This is a genomic window from Methylobacterium sp. Leaf456 (assembly GCF_001425465.1).
GTDB lineage: Bacteria > Pseudomonadota > Alphaproteobacteria > Rhizobiales > Beijerinckiaceae > Methylobacterium.
In genome coordinates this window covers 89,485-106,969 of record NZ_LMQV01000006.1, presented here as the reverse complement: position 1 = coordinate 106,969, position 17,485 = coordinate 89,485, and the positions used below count along the sequence as shown (strand labels likewise).

Below are 17,485 nucleotides of genomic sequence, written 5' to 3'. Positions count from 1 at the left end.
AAAGCCGGTATTCCCTTCGCGGGATGGCGCCCCAAGAGCGCAATCCCGGCAAGAAGAACAATTTATCTCGGGAGAATTCGGGAACTTAATTTTCCTTAATCGCTTTCCCCGGTCGAACCGGTTCGTCAAGCCGGTAAGACAATCTCGGAGGATAGCCCGTGACGCTCACCAAGACCCTTGCCGCCGCTACCGCGCTCGCCTTCATGGCCGGTTCCGCCTTCGCCGCCCCCTGCAACACCGGCAGCACCGCCAAGGCCCCCGACCAGAAGTCGCAGGACACCAGCAGCACCGCCAAGGGCGCCGACGCCGGCTCGAAGAACCTCGCGGGCGGCCAGCAGCCGGCCTCGCCGGGCACCGTCGGCGCGATGAACAATGTCGGCGCCGGCCAGGGTGTGGGCGACAAGCCCGGCTCGGACCAGACCGCTTCCGCCAAGAACAAGGCGGGCGGCGACCAGCCGGCCTCGCCGGGCACCGTCGGCGCGATGAACGCCGCGGGCGCCGACCAGAAGCTCGGCGACAAGGGCGGCAACGACTGCTGATTCTTTTCGGGTTTCGCATTCGCGCGAACCCGGTTGAGCGAGCCCTCGCACCGCACGGTGCGGGGGCTTTTCGTATGCCGACAGGGGGAGGAGACTATCGCCTTCCGGCCCATCTAATCGGATGCGGCCGCATTCCCCCTCTCCCGGCGTACGGGGAGAGGGGATGCGCACCACCGGCGCGATCCCCTCAAAACCTCCGCTACGTCTCCTCGCCGTTCCGGCGAAAGAGCTGGCCGGCCACGTCGTTGACGGTCGGGGGCGTCGCCCGGACGAAGGGCAGCGGGCGGCAGACCGCGATGGCGGCGAGGCCGAAGCGGGCGGTCATCAGGCCGTTGAGAACGCCCTCGCCGAGTTTCGCCGAGACCCGCGCGGCGAGGCCGAGGCCCAGCACTTGGTGCAGCATGCCCTCGCCCACCGCCATGCCGCCGGTGACGGTGAGGTGGGCGAACGCCGCGCGGGCCAGCCGCAGGAAGCCGAGGAAGCCGGGGCGCCCGCCGTAGATCGCCGCGATCCGGCGCAGAAGGCGCGCGGCGGAGTAGACGACGAACGCGACGTCCACGATCGCCCGCGGGCTCAGCGCCGTCACCGCCGAGACTTGGCTCGCGGCCTGGGCGATGGCGGCCTTGGCCTGCCGGTCGAGGGCTAAGAGCAACTCGCCCTCGGCGAGGCCGAGCCGGTCGTCCACGTCGAGGATCGCGTCGCCCACCGCGGCGAGGCGCTTGATGCCGTTCGCCAAGGCCGGGCGGTCGGCGTAGAGGGAGCGCAACTCCTGCACCACGCCCTGCGCCGACGTGTGGTCGCGGGCGGTGAGCGCCGCCAGCGCCCGCTCGCGCAAATGCTCGATCTTGCGCTCGCGCCAGACGCCGAGCGCCTCGCGGCCGACGATGGCGAGCAGCGCCACGCCGGCCACGCCGACGAGGGCCAGCGCAACCCAGCCGAGCCAGGGCGCGGTGGCGAACAGGTCGGAGACCAGACGCTCCAGCGACAGCCCGACGCCGATGGCGACGAGGCTGCCGAGCGCGCTGAAGAAGATCGACAGCCAGGGCGGGCCGCTCCGGGTCGCGACCGGCACCGGCACGCGGTCGGCGGTCTCGACGATCTCGAACGGCTCGTCGACGAAGCGGATGTCGGGCTTTGTCCTGGGCGGGGCCTCGGGCTTGGGCGGCGCCTCGGTTCGGGTTTCCTGCTGCGGCTCGGAGGATGCCGCGGGGGTGGGCTCGGCGCCGGGGAGGCGGAAGGCGCGGGGGCGAGAGGCTTGGGGGCGAGGGGCTTGGGGGCCGGGGCCTGGAGGCGTCGTCACGTCAGCTTGTCCCCGATGAGGAACTGCATCGCCCGGTCGAGCCGGATCTGCGGGAGGTGGCCGGGCCGGCCGAGGGCGTCGGGCCGCGCCACCGGCGGGCGGAAGCGCGGGAAGCGGAACGAGCCCGGCGGGACCGCGCCGTCGAGCACGCTCTGCACGTCGGCTGGCAATTCGCCGGGAAAGATCGCGGCTTCGGCAAGCCCGTCGAAGGTGTCGTCGCCGATGGTCTCGCCGGCCTCCGGCGTGCCCGAGACCGCGCGCAACACCTCGCCGCCGTCGTGGACGGTGGTCTCGCGGGTCGCTCGCACCGAGGCGAGCGCCACGGTGCCGACGCGGGCGCCCGCGGCCTCGGTGCGGCGCATGGCGCGGGCGACGAGCAGGCGCAGCAGCGCGTCCAGCCGGTCGTGGCTCGACTGGTGCAGGTGGTCGGCCTTGGTGGCGGCGAATTGGATGCGGTCGGCCCGGGGCGCGAAGAAGCGCGTCAGCAGGCTGTTGCGCCCGATCCGGAAGGCCAGCAGCACGGCGTCCAGCGCCTCTTCCAGTTCGGCGAGCGCGGCGGGGCCGGCATCGACGGCCGAGAGGACATCGACCAGCACGATCTGGCGATCGACCCGCTGGAAATGCTCCCGGAAGAACGGCTCGACCACCTTGGATTTGTACGCCTCGAACCGGCGCTCCATCAGAGCGCCGAGGCTGCCGGGCACCTGCACCTCCTCCAGCCGGTCGAGGGGGGCGAAGGTCAGCATCGGCGAGCCGGCGAGGTCGCCCGGCATCAGGAAGCGTCCCGGCGGGGTCGTGGCGACGGATTCCGCGCCCGCGCGGAGCGCCGAGAGATAGGCCTTGAAGGCGTTGGCCGCGCGCTCGGCCACCACCTCGTCCAGCGACGCGGCCGGATCGAGCCCGGCCATGGCCTCGAGCCAGGGCGCGGCGATGGCGGCGCGGCCGGCCCGGCGGGTGCCGAGGATGGTGGCGCGCGACCACGCGACGTAGCTCTGGTCGAGCAGGGCGAGATCGAGCAGCCACTCGCCGGGATAATCGACCACGTCGAGCATCAGGGTGCCCGGCCCGGTGCGCCAGCCCCCCGCCCGCTCGTACTCGATGGCGAGCCGCAACTGGCTGATCCGGTCGGTCGAGCCCGGCCAGCGCCGGGCCTCGGTGAGCGCGGCAAAATTCTCCTCGAAGGGGAAGCGCGGCACGTCGTCGTCGGGCTGGGGCACGAGGCGGGCGCGGCGCAGGCGCCCGGCCTGCGCCGGCTCGAAGGCCGGCAGCGCGTGGCCCTCCACGAGGTGGTGGACGAGCGCGGTGGTGAACACCGTCTTGCCGGAGCGGGCGAGCCCGGTGACGCCGAGCCGAAGCGTCGGCTGGATCAGGAGATCGCTGGAGGCTTCGGCGAAGGCCTTGATCGCGGAACCCGCCTGGGCGGCGTAGTCGAGGAGGGGCAAGGACGGGCTCGGCAAGGCGGAATGAAGCCCGTCACAGGTGGCGCGGGGTGTGGCCGATCTCAAGGGTATGGGCTGCGCGCGGTGGGGGAGGCCGCATCATCGCTGCGCTCCCAATCCTCCACCGTCAATCCGGGGCCGCGCAGCGGAAGCCGGAATCCACCCGTGATGCGCGGCCATAGGGCGTCGCGGCCAGTCGTGGATTCCGGGTTCGCCTGCGGCGCCCCGGAATGAAGATGGTGGGGATTTACGCCGCCTTCAGCGCCCGAATGGTCCCCAGCGTGTCGCGGCGCAACGCCGAAAAGTGGCGGATCAGGGGGAGGACGTCGCCGCCGCTGCGGCAGGCGGTCTCGATCTCGCGGCAGAGCGAGGAGATGCCGACGAAGCCGAGCACGCCCGCCGCCGCCACCATGGCGTGGGCGTCGTAGGCGAGCTGGGTGCGGTCGAGGTCGGTCTCGGCCATCGCGGCGGCGGAGGCGAAGCGGTGGTCGAGTTCGGCCTCCAGCAGCGTCAGCAGGGCGAGGACGCGCTCGCGGCCCATCATGTCGCGCACGGTGGCGTAGGTCTCGTGGTCGAGGATCGGGACAGTGGGGGCCGGGGCGATGGCCTCGTGGGTCCGGCGGGCGGCGCCCTGGCCGCGCCAGCGCTCGATCACGGCGTAGAGGTGGGCGCGCTTGAACGGCTTGCCGACATGGTCGTCCATGCCGGCCTCGATCAGCTCGCGGACCTGCTCGTCGAGCACGTTGGCCGTCATGGCGACGATCGGCACCCGCGCCATCGGGCCGGGGAGCGCCCGGATGCGGCGGGTCGCGGTCAGCCCGTCCATTACCGGCATCTGAAGGTCCATCAGGACGAGGGCGTAGGGGTCGTCGCCCTCCGCCTCCAGGGCGGCGACCGCTTTTGCCCCGTCGCCGACGATGTCGAGCCGGTAGCCGCGGGCCTCCAACACGGCGCGGGCGAGTTCCTGGTTGAGGATCACGTCCTCGGCGAGCAGCAGCCGGGCGCCGCGCTTGGCCGGCGCCGGGAGCGCGGCCCGCTCCGGGGGCGGCACGGGCGCCGGCGCGGCGCGGGGTTGGGCGAGCGGCAGGGTCAGGGTGAACCAGAAGGTCGAGCCCGCGCCCTCCCGGCTCTCGACGCCGATCCTGCCGCCCATCATCGTGACGAGGTCGCGGCAGATGGCGAGCCCGAGCCCCGAGCCGCCGAAGCGCCGGCTGATCGAGCCGTCCACCTGGCTGAAGCGCTTGAACAGGCGATCCTGCTGGGCCTCGGCGATACCGATGCCGGTGTCCTGCACCTCGAAGCGTAAGGATTCCGCCGCCTCGCCGGTGGGCAGGCGCACCGGTCCCTCGGCGCGCACGGTGAGCGTCACGGAGCCCGCGGGGGTGAACTTCACCGCGTTGTTGAGCAGGTTGAACAGCACCTGCCGCAGGCGGTCGGCGTCGCCCTTGAGGGATTCGGGCAGGCGCGGATCGATGCGCGCCTCCACGGTCAGCCCACTCTTGAGGGCGCCGCCGCGCATGATCGCGACGGTGTCGTCGATGAGGTCGCGCAGCGAGAACGCGACCGGATCGAGTTCGAGCCGGCCCGCCTCGATCTTGGAGACGTCGAGCACGTCGTTGACGACGGTCAGCAAGGCCTCGCCCGAGACCCGGATCAACTCCAGGCGGCGGCGGTCCTCGGGGCCGTGGTCGGTGCGATCCAAGAGCAGGTCGGCGTAGCCGAGGATGCTGTTCAGCGGCGTGCGGATCTCGTGGCTCATCAAGGCCAGGAACTCGCTTTTCGCCGCGCTCGCCCGCTCGGCCTCGGCGCGGGCGGCCTGGGCCTCGTCGGTCAGCGCGCGGAGCGCCGCCTCCGCCGCCTTGCGCTCGGTGACGTCGAGGTTGAGCCCGATCATCCGGTAGGGCCGATCGTTGCCGTCGTAGAGGGTACGGCCGGACGCGTAGAGCCAGGTCGGGCCGACGCGGAACTCGGCGATGAGGCGGCCGTGGCTGTCGATGGCGCGGTGGATGCGGTCCCAGGTCTCGACCACGTCGTCGGGGTTCACGGTGGCGGTCCACTCGGCCGTGGTCAGGCCGCGGGATTCGCCGGCCTCCGGCAGGCGGTAGAGGCGCAGGCTCTCGGGCGAGAGCGTCATCGTGCCGGTGCGCATGTCCCAGTCGAAGGTGCCGGCGCCCGCGCCCTCGAGCGCGATGCCGAGCAGCCGGCCGGTCTCCTCCACGGCGAGGCGCGCGGTGACGATCTCATCGACGTCGAGCGCCGTGCCGATCCACTCGATCACCGTGCCGTCGGCCGGGTGGTGGACCGGGGTCATGGTCAGCTTGTGCCAGCGATAGGCGCCGTCGCGCCCGCGCAGCCGCCACTGCCCGTCATAGCCCCGGCCGGTGGCTCGCGCCGAGCGCCACGCCGCGTCGAGGAGCGGCGCGTCGTCGGGATGGTTGCGTGCCACGCGCTCCAGCCGGTCCGGGCCGATCGGGCCGTAATAGCCCTCGAACCGGGCGTTGGCGTAGGTGGCCGCGCCGTTCTCGGGATCGACGGTCCAGACCAGAAGCGGCAGGGTGTCGGCGAGGCTGCGGTAGCGCAACTCGCTGCGGCGGATCTCGGTCTGGATGCGCCGCCGGTCGGTCACGTCCATCAGGAGGCCGAACAGCCCGATGATGCGGCCCGCCTCGCGCTTGCAGGTGCCGCGCACCATCACGTCACGCGAGGATCCGTCGGGGCGGGCGAGCCGGGCCTCGAACTCGAAATCGCCGCCCTTGGCCAGGGCCGCCGCCAGCGCCGCCTCGACCGCCGCGCGGTCGTCGGCGTGGAACAGGTCCGGCAGGGCCGGAGGCGGCGCGTCCGGGGCGAGACCGGCGATGCGCAGCAGGCTGTCGGAGTAGCGCGGCCGCGGCTCGGTGAAGTTGACCCGCCAATGGCCGACCTCGGCCACCTGCTCGGCCATGCTGAGCAGCGCGTTGGCGGCCCGGCGCTGCTCGATCTCGACCCTCTGCGCCCGGATCGTGCTCTCGTGGTCCCGGCGCAGCTCCGCCTCGCGGGCGAGCGCGACGTTGTCCCGGTGCAGCCGCAGATGCGCCGTCACCGTCTCGGCGAGGTCGCGCAGAGCCGTCTCGTCCTCGGCGGAGAAGAGGCGCGGGTTGGGATCGATCAGGCACAGCGAGCCGATCCGCAGGCCGGGGCCGAGGCTCAGCGCGATGCCGGCGTAGAACACGATCCGCGAGGCGCCCTCGCCGAGGTCGCCGCCCGCGAAGCGCGGGTCGCGGCGGGTGTCGGGGATGACGAGCACCCCGTCCTGCTCGATCGTGTGGGTGCAGATCGAGCCGTCGCGGGGCCGCTGCGGCGGCAGCGCCATCGAGCCGGTGCAGGACTTCAGCCATTGCCGCTCGGCGTCGATCAGCGAGACGTAGGCCGTGGCGACGCCGAACAGGCGCTGCGCCGTCCGGCAGGCGGCGTCGAAATGCGCCTCCGGATCGGTGTCGAGGATGTGCAGCGCGTGGAGCGCCGCGAGGCGCTCGGCCTCGCTCGCCGACGGGGTGCTCACGGGCTCATCTCTCTCTCGGCGCCGCCGCCCGCCCGTGCGGGTGCGACACGCCAGCATAGCCGTTGCCGTCACGCCCGTCCCCTGCCGCCGCCACATGGGGGCCGCGGAGCAACGCATCGTGATCGCGGCCTCCGAGCGTCTCCCAGCGCAGGCGCGCGGCCTCCAGCGCCCAGACCATGCCGAGCATCATGTAGACGTGGCGCCACTTCTCCACGTCGATCTGCATCGCCTGGACGAAGAACATGAGGAGCGCCGGGAATACGATCTGCGCGTAGGGGCGATAGGGCGAGGCCCGCGCCATCAGGCGGAATCCGACGAAGGTGGTCGCGGCCACCAGCACGATGAACACCGCCCCCCCGACCCAGCCGCCGTTGGCAAAGCTGCCGATGTAGGAATTGTGCGGCTCCAAATTGAAGATCTGGCGCCAGCGCAGCGGGCCCATGCCGAGCGGCTCGTCCAGCAGCATCGACATGCCGCGGATCTGGTTGCCGAAGCGCCCGGTCTCGCCCTCGTCGTAGTCCTGGGTGACGGTGGCGCGCGACTCGAAGGTCTTGGCGACGCTGTCGATCGACAGCAGGCCGACGAGCGCCGCAGCACCCAGGCCCGCGGTGACGAGGCCGAGCACCACGATGCGCCGCCGCATCGCCCGCGACCGGCTCGTCACGAAGACGAAGCCGACCATCAAGCTGGTGGAGACGAGGGTGGCGCCCCAGGAGCCGCGGGAGAAGGACAGGAGGGTGCCGGCCAGGATCACCAGCAGGCAGGCCAGCGCCAGCACCGGATGGCGCCCGCGGCCCGTCAGCAGCCCGTGGACGAGGGTGAGGGTGCCGAGCATCAGGTAGGAGCCGAACACGTTCGGGTCCTGGAACGTGCCCGAGGCGCGGCCGTAGCGGGAAAACAGGTCCTCGATGCCGAGCAGCTGCAGGTAGCCGACGATGCCGAGCGCGGCCGAGAGCACGCAGCTCGCCGTGTAGGCTTTCAGCGCGAGATCGAGCCGGCTCCGCGTGTCCTCGGCGTAGAGCATCGCGAAGAACACCGCGGTGACGACGAGGTAGCCGAGCTGGATCGTCCAGGTCAGCGGCAGCGGCTCGCTGACATAGGGCAGGAGCGCCACCACGATCGCCGACAGGTAGAGGGCGAGCAGGAACACCAGCGGCATCGCCCCCCGGTGCAGCCGGACACCGAGCGCCAGCCACAGCAGCATCGTCGGGAGCGCGATGAGGTCGTAGGGCGAGGCGTCGGAGAAGGCGAAGCAGGCGAAGAAGATGAAGGCGGCGTGCATCGCGCCGGCAAAACTGTGGATCACCCGGATCGCGGGAATCCCCGCCCAGGCGCCTTCGCGCCAGCGCGGGAGCGGGGCCGTGAGGCTCGCTGTGGTCATCGACGCCAACGCAACTCCGGGGCGCGGGCCACTCTACGCTGGCCCGTCGCCGAGCCGGATCACACCACCGAAAGGTTGAGGTTTGCCCAACGGGCCCGCCGGGGCACCCTTGGGACCCCCTTTGGCTTGGGACCCCCTTGGGAAGAGTGTTCCAAGTTCGGGGAGACGAGGAAAAATTTAATCCGCGTCGGCGCGTGCGGGGAGACACGTCATGCCGGCAAAGGGCGCCCCATATTCAGTTCATCGAAGACGCAACGGCCCGGACGACCGGGTCGGCCTCTCACCGGAGACTGACAAACCATGAAGACTCGCATCGCCGCCGCCGTCGCCGCCCTCGTTCTCGGCGCCGCCCCCCTCGCCGCCACGGCTCAGACCTGGGGCGGTCGCTACACCGGCTACGCCGTCCCCTACGAGATCGAGACCACCGGCTCGCTCGTGCGCGGTTACGGCTACGGCCCGGCCTACGCCGCCCCGAGCTGCCCGCAGAGCTCGGCTGCCGAAGGCAACGCCAACCAGCAGCATTTCCCGGTCAAGCAGTACGGCCAGACCTCGGGCGGCTACCGCTGCTGATCGGATGCGTGAGACGAGAGCCGGCCGATGCTGAGGAAGGCAATCTCCTACGCGATGATCGGCGTCTTCGCCTTCGGTCTCGCGACCACGGCGATCGGCACGGCGCACGCGCTGCTGAACCCCTGACGGCAAGCCCCCTGACGACAAGGGCCGTCACGACATGAGAAAGGGCCGCCGAGGGGCGGCCCTTTTGCTTTGGGGGTTCAGGGCGACTTGATCCCATCCCCCCTCATCCTGAGGTGCTGCGAAGCAGCCTCGAAGGAGGGCTCCAGGGCTCGTGCGATACGCTGGAACCCTCCTTCGAGGGCGCCGCTTTGCGCCTCCACCGCGGGATGAGAGGATTTGGTTGGAGGCGCCGTTCGACGCCGACCGCCCCATCACGCTTTGCAATCAAAAAACCCCTGCCGGATCGCCTCCGGGTCGAGGTTGCGGCCGATGAAGACGACGCGGGAGACGCGCTTTTCGTCCGCGCCCCACTCGCCCTGCACGTCGCCGTCGAGGATCATGTGGACGCCCTGGAAGACGAAGCGCTTGGGCTCGTCGGGGAAGGCGACGATGCCCTTGCAGCGCAGGATGTCCGGCCCCTGCACCTGGGTCAGGTTCGAGATCCAGGGCATGAACTTTTCCGGGTCCACCGGCCCGTCGATCCTGGCCGAGACCGACTGCATCTGCTCGTCGTGGTGATGGTGGTGGCCCTCCTCCAGGAAGTCGGGCTCGATGTCGAGGATGCGCGACAGGTCGAAGGCGTTGCGGTCGAGCACCTGATCCAGGGCGATGTCGCAGCGCTGGGTGCGGTGGACCTTGGCCCAGGGGTTGATCGCCCGGATCCGGCCCTCGACCCGGTCGAGGTCTTCCCCCGAGACCAGATCGGACTTGTTGAGCAGGATCACGTCGGCGAACGCGATCTGGTTCTTGGCCTCCGGCGCGTCGGCGAGCCGGTTGATGAGCCACTTGGCGTCGGCCACCGTCACCACCGCGTCGAGGCGGGCGGCCTCGCCCACGTCCTGATCGACGAAGAAGGTCTGGGCCACGGGGGCCGGGTCGGCGAGCCCGGTGGTCTCGACGATGATCGCGTCGAACTTGCCGCGGCGCTTCACGAGGCCGTCCATGATGCGGATCAGGTCGCCGCGCACGGTGCAGCAGACGCAGCCGTTGTTCATCTCGAACACTTCCTCATCGGCCCCGACCACGAGGTCGTTGTCGATGCCGATCTCGCCGAACTCGTTGACGATCACGGCGTAGCGCTTGCCGTGCTGTTCGGTGAGGATGCGGTTGAGCAGCGTCGTCTTGCCGGCCCCGAGATAGCCGGTGAGCACCGTCACCGGGATTTTTTGGGACGAGGAGGCGGTGAGGGGGGATGCGTCGGACATCGGGGCGCTTGTGCTGTGATGGGGGCTTGAGGCTGTCATATTGTATCAGCGGGGCCCGATGGAAGGTCGGGGGCATGCGCCCGGAGCGCCCCGACGACGGCGTGCAGGCGGGGCAGTGCGTCCACCACCACGTTCCAGACGATCCGGTCGGACAGGCCGTGATACTCGTGGCGCAGCACGTTGCCGATCGCCCGCACCTGATGCCACGGGATGTCGGGCTGTAACGCCCTGATCGGATCGGGAAGCGCCCGGCTGGCCTCGGAAATGATTTCGATGCCGCGCTCGATCCCGTGTTTCAGCAGCCAGTCGCCGCGAAACTCATCGAAGCTCTTTCCGGCGGTCGCCTGCGCGATCCCGTCGAGGGCAGCGAGCATGTCGTCCAGCGCATGACGATAGTCCCGCGGCATCAGAACACGCGGACCGCCGACGCCTCGATCCGCTCGCGCAGGCGTGGATGCAGGCCGTCTCGGGTGGCGATGTCGACCGCGAGGCCGAGGCGGTCCTCCAGCAGCAGTTTGATGCCGACGAGATCGAACGCGTTGAAGCGGCTGCCCGGATCGTAATCGACGAACAGGTCGAGGTCGCTCTCGGCGCCGGCCTCGTTCCGCACCGTCGAGCCGAACAGGTAGAGCCCGGTGGCGCCGAAGCTCCGCACGGCGTCGGCGCTGGCCCGGAGATGGTCGAGGGCGGTCGTCCGGTTCATGCCGTCGATCCTACGCCCGGACGAACCGGCCGCAAACCCGCGCTCAACGCCCCCAGCGCCTGCCCGAACCCCTCGGGCCCCGCCAAGAAACGCTCCAGCAGCAGCGCGCCCTCCAGCGTCGCCACCACCATGCGGGCGTGCGACGGCGGGCCGATCCCGGCGCGGACGCTGCCGTCGGCGACGCCCTCCGCCAGTACCCGCTCGAGCCAGGCGATATGCCCCTCGAAGAAGGCCGCGATCTGCCGCCTCAAGGCCTCGGGCAGGGTCTCCAGCTCGACCGCGAGCGCCGCGCACAGGCAGCCGAGCCCCTGCTCGACCCCGCCGAGATAGAGCCGGCCATAGGCCTCGATCCGCGCCACGCCGTCCGGGCTCTCGGCCAGGATGTCGGCGAGCGCCGCGTCGTAGCGCGCCGCGTAGGCCGTGATCAGCGCGCCCGCGAGATCTTCCTTGGTGCGGAAATGGTGGTGGATGCTGGCCTTGCGGATGCCCACCGCCTCGGCGAGGTCGGCGTAGCTGAAACCCGAATAGCCCCGGCCGCGCACCAGGATCTCGGCCTCGCTGAGGAGCGACGCGCGCGTGTCTCTCATCGTCCGTCCGTCAGTCCATCAACCTCGAAGGCCGATCACGCAAACGCGATGGCCCGAACTGCCTCGGAATCACCATCGCACTTGACGCACAATAAATCTACCTACTAGATGGATGGCAATATATCACCGAGCGATCGGGAGGAGACGGCACATGGCGGTACGCCTGCCGGAGCAGCGAGCCGGGGAGCGCGGCATGAGTGCCGCGACCCGCAGGCAGGCCCTGTTCGGCGGCCTGTGCCTGTGCTGCCTGCCGACGCTCGGGCGCACCGCCGAGTCCTTCTCCATGGACGAGGTCGCGCCCGGCATCTTCATCCGCCGCGGCCCCGATGCCGAGGCGAGCCCGGAGAACAACGACGCCATCGCCAATATCGGCTTCATCGTCGGGCGCGACGGGGTGCTGGTGACCGAATCCGGCGGCAGCCTGGCCGACGGGCAGTGGCTGCGCGCCGAGATCGCCAAGCGCACGGACAAGCCGGTCAAATACGTGATGCTGACCCACGTGCATCCCGACCACGTCTTCGGCGCCGCCGCCTTCAAGGCCGACAACCCGACCTTCGTCGGCCACGCGGCGCTCCGCGGCGCGCTCGACGCGCGGGGCGAGTTCTACCGCAAGCGGCTCGCCGACATCCTCGGCGAGGAGCGGGCCGGCACGGTGGTCTACCCCACCCTGGAGGTGAAGGACGGGGCCGAGATCGATCTGGGCGACCGCAAACTCACGCTCACGGCGCACGGCACGGCGCATACCAATTGCGACCTGTCGATGCTGGATTCCGGCAGCGGCCTGCTGTTTCCCGCCGACCTCCTGTTCGTCGGCCGCATCCCGTCGCTCGACGGCAGCCTGATCGGCTGGCTCAAGGAGATCGAGCGGCTCAAGAGCATGGGCGCGACCGACGCCGTGCCGGGCCACGGCCCGACGCGGGTGAAGTTCGCGCCCGCGATCGGCGATCTCGCGCGTTATCTCACCACGATGCGCGACGAGACCCGCAAGGCGGTCGCCGCCGACACCCCTATCGAGACGGCGGTGACGACGATCGCGCAGGGGGAGAAGGACCAATGGGCCCTGTTCGACACCTATAACGGTCGCAACGTCACCCAGGCCTACCAAGAACTCGAGTGGGAGTGATCCCGCCCCTCAATGATCCGGGAAGGAGACCGACCATGAAACGCTTGCTGCTCGCCCTCAGCCTCACCCTCTCGGCCGCCGCGCTCGCCCCCGTGCCGGTGCTGGCCGGCGCCACCGATTCCGACGAGGAGCGCGGCGCCCGCTGGGCCGAGATCAAGAAGACCATCTTCGGCGACCGCACGGTCGAAGCGAACGACGCCGCGGTGAAGATCGACGCGCCGGCCCGCGCGCTGGACGCCTCGCTGGTACCGATCGGCCTGACGCTCGCCGACGGGGACAACGTCAAGAGCCTCTACTTCATCATCGACGACAACCCGTCGCCCTACGCCGCGCACTTCACCTTCGGCCCGGCCGCCGACCCGGCCGAGATCAAGATGCGGGTGCGGGTGAACAACTACACCAACGTCCACGCCGTGGTGGAGACCAAGGACGGCAAGCTGATCGAGTCGGCCAAGTTCGTGAAGGCGTCCGGCGGCTGCTCGGCCCCGATGGGCATGAGCGACGAGGAGGCCATGAAGGGCATGGGCGACATGCGCATGAAGTTCTCGGGCGAGGCCCAAGGCGGCAAGCCGGTCGAGGCGACCCTGATGGTGCGCCACCCCAACTTCTCCGGCATGCAGATGAACCAAGTGACCCGCGACTACACGCCGGCCCGCTACATCGAGAAGCTCGACGTCACCCATGGCGACCAGCTCGTGTTCAACCTCGCCGGCGACATCTCCATCGCCTCGAACCCGGTGATCCATTTCGGGATCAAGGGCGACGGCAAGGGCCCGGTGAAGGTCGCGGCCTCCGACAACCAGGGCGGACGCTGGGAGCACAGCTTCGAGCTGCCCTCGGCGAGCAACTGACGCCATGCGGGCGCTTGCCAGAACCGCCGCTCTCGTCGCGCTCGGGCTGATGCTCGGGGCGGTGGGGCCGGCCGATTCGCCGGTGAACGTGCCGGAGCCCGAGGGGCTCTATACCGGCCCCTCGCACGGCTACACGCCCGCGACCCTGAAAGGGGCGACCGTGCTCGACCTCAAGGGGCTTGAGGGCTTGCTGCCGGAAAAGCCCGTGCTGCTCGACGTGGTGCTGGCCGACCGCAAGCCCGCGGGTTTTCCGGCGAACCGCCCCTGGCTGCCGACCCACCGCTCGCTGCCCGACGCCGTCTGGCTGCCGGGGGCGGGCGAGGCGCCTCTGCCGCCCGCGCAGGAGGAGGCGTTTCTGGCCCGCGTCGCGGCGCTGACCGGCGGCGACAAGGCGAAACCGGTCGTCACCTTCTGCCGCCCGGAATGCTGGGGCAGCTGGAACGCCGGCAAGCGGCTGGTGGCGGCTGGCTTCACCCGCGTCTACTGGTTCCCAGGGGGCGTCGAGGGCTGGCAGGACGACCACGACACCGCCGCCGTCAAGCCCGACCCGCAATGGGGCGCGGCGGGCGCCCCGCCCGAGCGATAGGTTCTTCCCATGCCGACCCGCCGCCACGCCCTTGCGCTGACCGCCGCCCTGATCCTCGCCGGGGCTGCGCGGGCCGCCGCGCCCGCGCCGTTCGACGCCGCCGCCTTCGAGGCGGCGCAAGCGGCGGGCCGGCCGATCCTCGTGCAGATTTCGGCGCCCTGGTGCCCGATCTGCAAGACGCAGAAGCCGATCCTGGCCACGCTCGCCGCCGAGCCGCGGTTCAAGGATCTGGCGGTCTTCACCATCGATTTCGACAGCCAGCGCGATCTCGTACGCCGGTTCGAGGCGCGGATGCAGAGCACGCTGATCGCCTACAAGGGCAAGGCCGAAGTCGGCCGATCCGTCGGAGAGACCCAACCCGAATGGATCGAGCAGCTTCTGGAGAAGGCGCTCTGAACGCCCGCCACCATCATTTGTCACATTTTCGACAGAATTCCGGCAGAGCTCGAAATTCGAGCAATTTCAAACCCCTTATGACAGCCGGGGACGGTTGACACCGGGTCGGATGTGGCGGAAAAACGGCACGCCCGGAGGCGGTCCGAAGTCTAGGGAGGAAACGCCCGAATAACGGGCGCGCGGGGCGGCAAACGCCACCGCAACAGGAGGCAGGTGCCTCCGGGCCACAATTTTCCGCTTGAACACGGCGTCGAACGCCGGCGCGAACCGGGCTATAGCCTTCCGTCTCCCATGACGGTTCCGGCGGGCCGGAACGCAGCCTTCGGATGGCAAGCCATGTCGCAGCACGTCCAGTCCCATCGCCTCAGGGCGATCGACTTGGCCAAGCGCAAGGCGGACGGCCGCAAGATCATCGCGCTGACCGCCTACCACGCCCACACGGCGGGCATCCTCGATCCCTATTGCGACTTCATCCTCGTGGGTGATTCCCTCGGCATGGTGATGCACGGCATGGAATCGACCCTGCCGGTGACGTTGGAGATGATGATCGTCCAGGCCCAGGCCGTGATGCGCGGCACCGCGCGGGCGCTCGTCGTCGTCGACATGCCGTTCGGCTCCTACGAGGCGAGCCGCGAGCAGGCCTTCCTCAGCGCCGCCCGCGTCCTCAAGGAGACCGGGGCCGGGGCGATCAAGCTGGAGGGCGGGGCGCGCTTCGCCGACACCGTCGCCTTCCTGACCGAGCGCGGCGTGCCGGTGATGGGCCATATCGGCCTCACTCCGCAGTCGGTGAACACGATGGGCGGCTTCAGGGTTCAGGGCCACGGCGCGGGCGACGAGGCGCGCCTGATCGCGGATGCCCGCGCCATCAGCGACGCGGGCGCCTTCGCCATCGTGCTGGAAGGCATCGTCGAGCCGGTGGCCCGCGCCATCGCGACCGACCCGGCCGTGACGGCGGCCACGATCGGCATCGGCGCCACCAGCGCCTGCGACGGCCAGATCCTCGTGCTCGAAGATATGCTGGGCCTGAGCGAGCGCGCCCCGAAATTCGTCAAGGGCTATGGGTCGCTGCGCGAACATATCGAGGGCGCGGTGCGCCTCTACGCCGAGGAAGTCCGTGAAGGCCGTTTTCCGGCGGACGAGCACACCTACGCCCCGCGTTGAGCCCGAGGAGACCGCGATGAGCCTGTGGCGGATCGGATGGACGGGCCTGCTCGGAGCGCTGGCCGGCGCGGTTCTGTTCCCCCGCCCGGCGCGGGGTGGCCGGCGGGCGGAGCCCGAGCCCGGACCCAGCTTGCGCCGCGCCGGATCGTCGGCGCAAATCACTCGGCCCGACCCGGAGCCCCGACCATGATGCGCCCGGCCTTCGTCCTCCTGCTCGCCGGTTTCGTGGCCGGCTCGGCCGCGGCCCAGCCGGTCGGCTTGGATCGGCCGTTCACTCCGGCCCTGTCCTGCGCAGCGGTGCGGGGCATCGTGGCGCAGCGGGGCCGGGTCGTGCTGGCCTCGAGCCCGACCGCCTATGAGACCGTGTATCACGAGAGCGGCGCCTGCCGGAACGAGGTGACTTCCGCCCCGGCCTTCGAGCCGACTCTCGATCAGCCCTACTGCTTTGCCGGCTACCGCTGCGTCCAGCGCAACAACGGCGAGAACTCGGTGCGGTAGGGGGCGCCGCCGCCTCCTTCCCTCATCCTGAGACGGCGGGCGTCAGCTCAGGATGAGAATAGGATGAAGGGCGGAAAGGCACCTGAAGCGTCGGCTTTCTCGCAAGCCGGTTCACACCTTTCAGGCCGATGCCCTAATCTTCGCCGCCGGCGTAAAACCCTTCGGCCCCCAAACCCTCTTCCATCAGCATCCGGGCGCGGGCGCGCATCTTCTCCGTCTCGCTCTTGAGCTGGCCGCAGGCCGCCAGGATGTCACGACCGCGGGGCGTGCGGACCGGCGAGGCGTAGCCGGCGTTGAAGACGATCTCGGAAAAGCGGTCGATCCGCTCCCAGTCCGAGCACTCGTATTTCGAGCCGGGCCAGGGGTTGAACGGGATCAGGTTGATCTTGGCCGGAATCCCCTTGAGCAACCGCACCAGGGCGCGCGCATCCGCGTCCGAGTCGTTCACGCCCTTCAGCATCACGTACTCGAAAGTGATGCGCCGCGCATTGCTCACCCCCGGATAGTTCCGGCAGGCCTCCAAGAGCTGCTCGATCGGGTATTTGCGGTTCAGCGGCACCAGCTCGTCGCGCAAGGTATCGCGCACGGCGTGCAGCGAGATCGCCAGCATGGCGTTCGCTTCCAGCCCCAGCCGCTCGATCTGCGGCACGACGCCGGAGGTTGAGACCGTGATGCGCCGCCGCGACAGGGCCAGCCCCTCTTGGTCCGACATCACCGCGACCGCGTCGATCACGGCATCCAGATTGTAGAGCGGCTCGCCCATGCCCATGAAGACGATGTTGGTGACGAGCCTGCCGACCTCGCCGCCGTCCTTGCTCGGCATCTGCCCGGCGAAGTCGCCCAGCGCGTCGCGGGCGATCACGAGCTGCGACACGATCTCGGCCGTCGAGAGATTGCGCACGAGGCGCTGCGTGCCGGTGTGGCAGAACGAGCAGGTCAGCGTGCAGCCGACCTGGGACGAGACGCAGAGCGTGCCGCGGTCGTCGCCGGGGATGTAGACGCACTCGATCTCGGCGCCGCGGTTGTGGTCGTGCGCGCCGGTCGGCGCCATCCGCAGCAGCCACTTGCGGGTGCCGTCGCGCGAGACCTGCTCGCTCACGACCTCGGGCCGCTCCAGGGTGTAGGCGTCGGCGAGCTGCGCCTTCAGCCCCTTGCCGACATTGGTCATCTCCGAGAACTCGCGGGCGCCGCGCACGTAGATCCAGTGCCAGACCTGGGAGACGCGCATCCGCGTCTCGCGCTCCGTGACGCCGATGTCGAGCAGCGCCTGTTTCAGGTCGGCGCGGGAGAGGCCGACGAGCGAGCGCTTGCGGCCGGGCAGGGCCGACAGCGCCGTGACCTCGGGGGCCTTCTCGATCGGGGAAACGGGGCGCGCCGCGCGCCCGGCGGAGTCGAACGACGCCGTCGCCATGGAAGTGACCTTAAGACTCTGGAATTTTTCTC

At 70.3% G+C, this 17,485-nt stretch carries 17 protein-coding genes; 8 read left to right on the top strand and 9 right to left on the bottom strand.

Features of this window, described 5'->3' with window-relative positions:
• Window positions 1-158: 158 nt before the first annotated feature.
• Window positions 159-539, top strand: coding sequence for a hypothetical protein (locus ASG52_RS07435; protein WP_056241127.1), 381 nt, complete (start codon window positions 159-161; stop codon window positions 537-539).
• A gap of 199 nt (window positions 540-738) precedes the next feature.
• Here ASG52_RS07435 and ASG52_RS07430 read toward each other — a convergent pair whose 3' ends face one another.
• From ASG52_RS07430 to ASG52_RS07415, 4 genes are all read right to left on the bottom strand, one after another.
• On the bottom strand, window positions 739-1,839 hold the full coding sequence (locus tag ASG52_RS07430) for a YcjF family protein (RefSeq protein ID WP_056241124.1): 1,101 nt from the start codon (window positions 1,837-1,839) through the stop codon (window positions 739-741).
• Window positions 1,836-3,281, bottom strand: coding sequence for a YcjX family GTP-binding protein (locus ASG52_RS07425; RefSeq protein ID WP_056241122.1), 1,446 nt, complete (start codon window positions 3,279-3,281; stop codon window positions 1,836-1,838). The genes ASG52_RS07430 and ASG52_RS07425 overlap by 4 nt, the downstream gene beginning before the upstream one ends.
• Before the next feature lie 244 nt (window positions 3,282-3,525).
• Window positions 3,526-6,816, bottom strand: coding sequence for an ATP-binding protein (locus ASG52_RS07420; protein WP_056241120.1), 3,291 nt, complete (start codon window positions 6,814-6,816; stop codon window positions 3,526-3,528).
• Window positions 6,817-6,820: 4 nt separating this feature from the next.
• The gene (locus tag ASG52_RS07415) at window positions 6,821-8,197 is read right to left on the bottom strand and encodes an O-antigen ligase family protein (protein ID WP_156383831.1); all 1,377 of its coding nucleotides are present in this window, start codon (window positions 8,195-8,197) and stop codon (window positions 6,821-6,823) included.
• A gap of 300 nt (window positions 8,198-8,497) precedes the next feature.
• On the opposite strand from ASG52_RS07415, the gene ASG52_RS07410 reads away from it, so the two are divergent.
• Entirely contained in the window at window positions 8,498-8,767 is a 270-nt protein-coding gene (locus tag ASG52_RS07410; protein ID WP_056241116.1) for a hypothetical protein, read from the top strand.
• 377 nt (window positions 8,768-9,144) lie between these two features.
• Here ASG52_RS07410 and ASG52_RS07405 read toward each other — a convergent pair whose 3' ends face one another.
• Genes ASG52_RS07405 through ASG52_RS07390 form a run of 4 tightly spaced genes read right to left on the bottom strand, consistent with a single transcriptional unit; the run spans window position 9,145 to window position 11,427 of the window.
• The gene (locus ASG52_RS07405) at window positions 9,145-10,137 is read right to left on the bottom strand and encodes a CobW family GTP-binding protein (RefSeq protein ID WP_056241114.1); all 993 of its coding nucleotides are present in this window, start codon (window positions 10,135-10,137) and stop codon (window positions 9,145-9,147) included.
• A 35-nt stretch (window positions 10,138-10,172) separates the two neighbouring features.
• Window positions 10,173-10,547, bottom strand: a complete 375-nt coding sequence (locus ASG52_RS07400; RefSeq protein ID WP_156383830.1) for a HepT-like ribonuclease domain-containing protein — start codon at window positions 10,545-10,547, stop codon at window positions 10,173-10,175.
• Window positions 10,544-10,840: a nucleotidyltransferase family protein gene (locus ASG52_RS07395; RefSeq protein ID WP_056241109.1), complete on the bottom strand. Its 297-nt coding sequence runs from the start codon at window positions 10,838-10,840 to the stop codon at window positions 10,544-10,546. The genes ASG52_RS07400 and ASG52_RS07395 overlap by 4 nt, the downstream gene beginning before the upstream one ends.
• A complete protein-coding gene (locus tag ASG52_RS07390) occupies window positions 10,837-11,427 on the bottom strand; it encodes a TetR/AcrR family transcriptional regulator (RefSeq protein WP_056241106.1) in 591 nt (196 codons plus the stop codon). The genes ASG52_RS07395 and ASG52_RS07390 overlap by 4 nt, the downstream gene beginning before the upstream one ends.
• A 193-nt stretch (window positions 11,428-11,620) precedes the next feature.
• Between ASG52_RS07390 and ASG52_RS07385 the strand changes: the two genes are divergently transcribed.
• From ASG52_RS07385 to ASG52_RS07360, 6 genes are all read left to right on the top strand, one after another.
• A complete protein-coding gene (locus ASG52_RS07385) occupies window positions 11,621-12,550 on the top strand; it encodes a quinoprotein relay system zinc metallohydrolase 2 (RefSeq protein ID WP_056241252.1) in 930 nt (309 codons plus the stop codon).
• 35 nt (window positions 12,551-12,585) lie between these two features.
• On the top strand, window positions 12,586-13,401 hold the full coding sequence (locus ASG52_RS07380) for a quinoprotein dehydrogenase-associated SoxYZ-like carrier (protein ID WP_056241104.1): 816 nt from the start codon (window positions 12,586-12,588) through the stop codon (window positions 13,399-13,401).
• Window positions 13,402-13,405: 4 nt separating this feature from the next.
• Window positions 13,406-13,987 carry a rhodanese-like domain-containing protein gene (locus tag ASG52_RS07375; protein WP_056241102.1) on the top strand — a complete coding sequence of 194 codons (582 nt, stop codon included), beginning with the start codon at window positions 13,406-13,408 and terminating at the stop codon, window positions 13,985-13,987.
• Between the two features lie 9 nt (window positions 13,988-13,996).
• Window positions 13,997-14,383: a thioredoxin family protein gene (locus tag ASG52_RS07370; protein ID WP_056241100.1), complete on the top strand. Its 387-nt coding sequence runs from the start codon at window positions 13,997-13,999 to the stop codon at window positions 14,381-14,383.
• Window positions 14,384-14,719: 336 nt separating this feature from the next.
• The gene (gene panB / locus ASG52_RS07365; RefSeq protein ID WP_056241096.1) at window positions 14,720-15,544 is read left to right on the top strand and encodes a 3-methyl-2-oxobutanoate hydroxymethyltransferase; all 825 of its coding nucleotides are present in this window, start codon (window positions 14,720-14,722) and stop codon (window positions 15,542-15,544) included.
• A 186-nt stretch (window positions 15,545-15,730) separates the two neighbouring features.
• Window positions 15,731-16,042, top strand: a complete 312-nt coding sequence (locus ASG52_RS07360) for a hypothetical protein (RefSeq protein ID WP_056241092.1) — start codon at window positions 15,731-15,733, stop codon at window positions 16,040-16,042.
• 133 nt (window positions 16,043-16,175) lie between these two features.
• On the opposite strand, the gene rlmN is transcribed toward ASG52_RS07360, so the two are convergent.
• Window positions 16,176-17,453, bottom strand: coding sequence for a dual-specificity RNA methyltransferase RlmN (gene rlmN / locus ASG52_RS07355; RefSeq protein WP_056241088.1), 1,278 nt, complete (start codon window positions 17,451-17,453; stop codon window positions 16,176-16,178).
• Between the last annotated feature and the right edge of the window lie 32 nt (window positions 17,454-17,485).

Bases quoted from the DNA above. Each gene is read 5' to 3' on its own strand.
- ASG52_RS07415 (WP_156383831.1), bottom strand. From the start codon at position 8,197: ATGACCACAGCGAGCCTCACGGCCCCGCTCCCGCGCTGGCGCGAAGGC.
- ASG52_RS07410 (WP_056241116.1), top strand. From the start codon at position 8,498: ATGAAGACTCGCATCGCCGCCGCCGTCGCCGCCCTCGTTCTCGGCGCC.
- ASG52_RS07405 (WP_056241114.1), bottom strand. From the start codon at position 10,137: ATGTCCGACGCATCCCCCCTCACCGCCTCCTCGTCCCAAAAAATCCCG.
- ASG52_RS07395 (WP_056241109.1), bottom strand. From the start codon at position 10,840: ATGAACCGGACGACCGCCCTCGACCATCTCCGGGCCAGCGCCGACGCC.
- ASG52_RS07390 (WP_056241106.1), bottom strand. From the start codon at position 11,427: ATGAGAGACACGCGCGCGTCGCTCCTCAGCGAGGCCGAGATCCTGGTG.
- ASG52_RS07385 (WP_056241252.1), top strand. From the start codon at position 11,621: ATGAGTGCCGCGACCCGCAGGCAGGCCCTGTTCGGCGGCCTGTGCCTG.
- ASG52_RS07380 (WP_056241104.1), top strand. From the start codon at position 12,586: ATGAAACGCTTGCTGCTCGCCCTCAGCCTCACCCTCTCGGCCGCCGCG.
- ASG52_RS07375 (WP_056241102.1), top strand. From the start codon at position 13,406: ATGCGGGCGCTTGCCAGAACCGCCGCTCTCGTCGCGCTCGGGCTGATG.
- ASG52_RS07370 (WP_056241100.1), top strand. From the start codon at position 13,997: ATGCCGACCCGCCGCCACGCCCTTGCGCTGACCGCCGCCCTGATCCTC.
- panB (WP_056241096.1), top strand. From the start codon at position 14,720: ATGTCGCAGCACGTCCAGTCCCATCGCCTCAGGGCGATCGACTTGGCC.
- ASG52_RS07360 (WP_056241092.1), top strand. From the start codon at position 15,731: ATGATGCGCCCGGCCTTCGTCCTCCTGCTCGCCGGTTTCGTGGCCGGC.
- rlmN (WP_056241088.1), bottom strand. From the start codon at position 17,453: ATGGCGACGGCGTCGTTCGACTCCGCCGGGCGCGCGGCGCGCCCCGTT.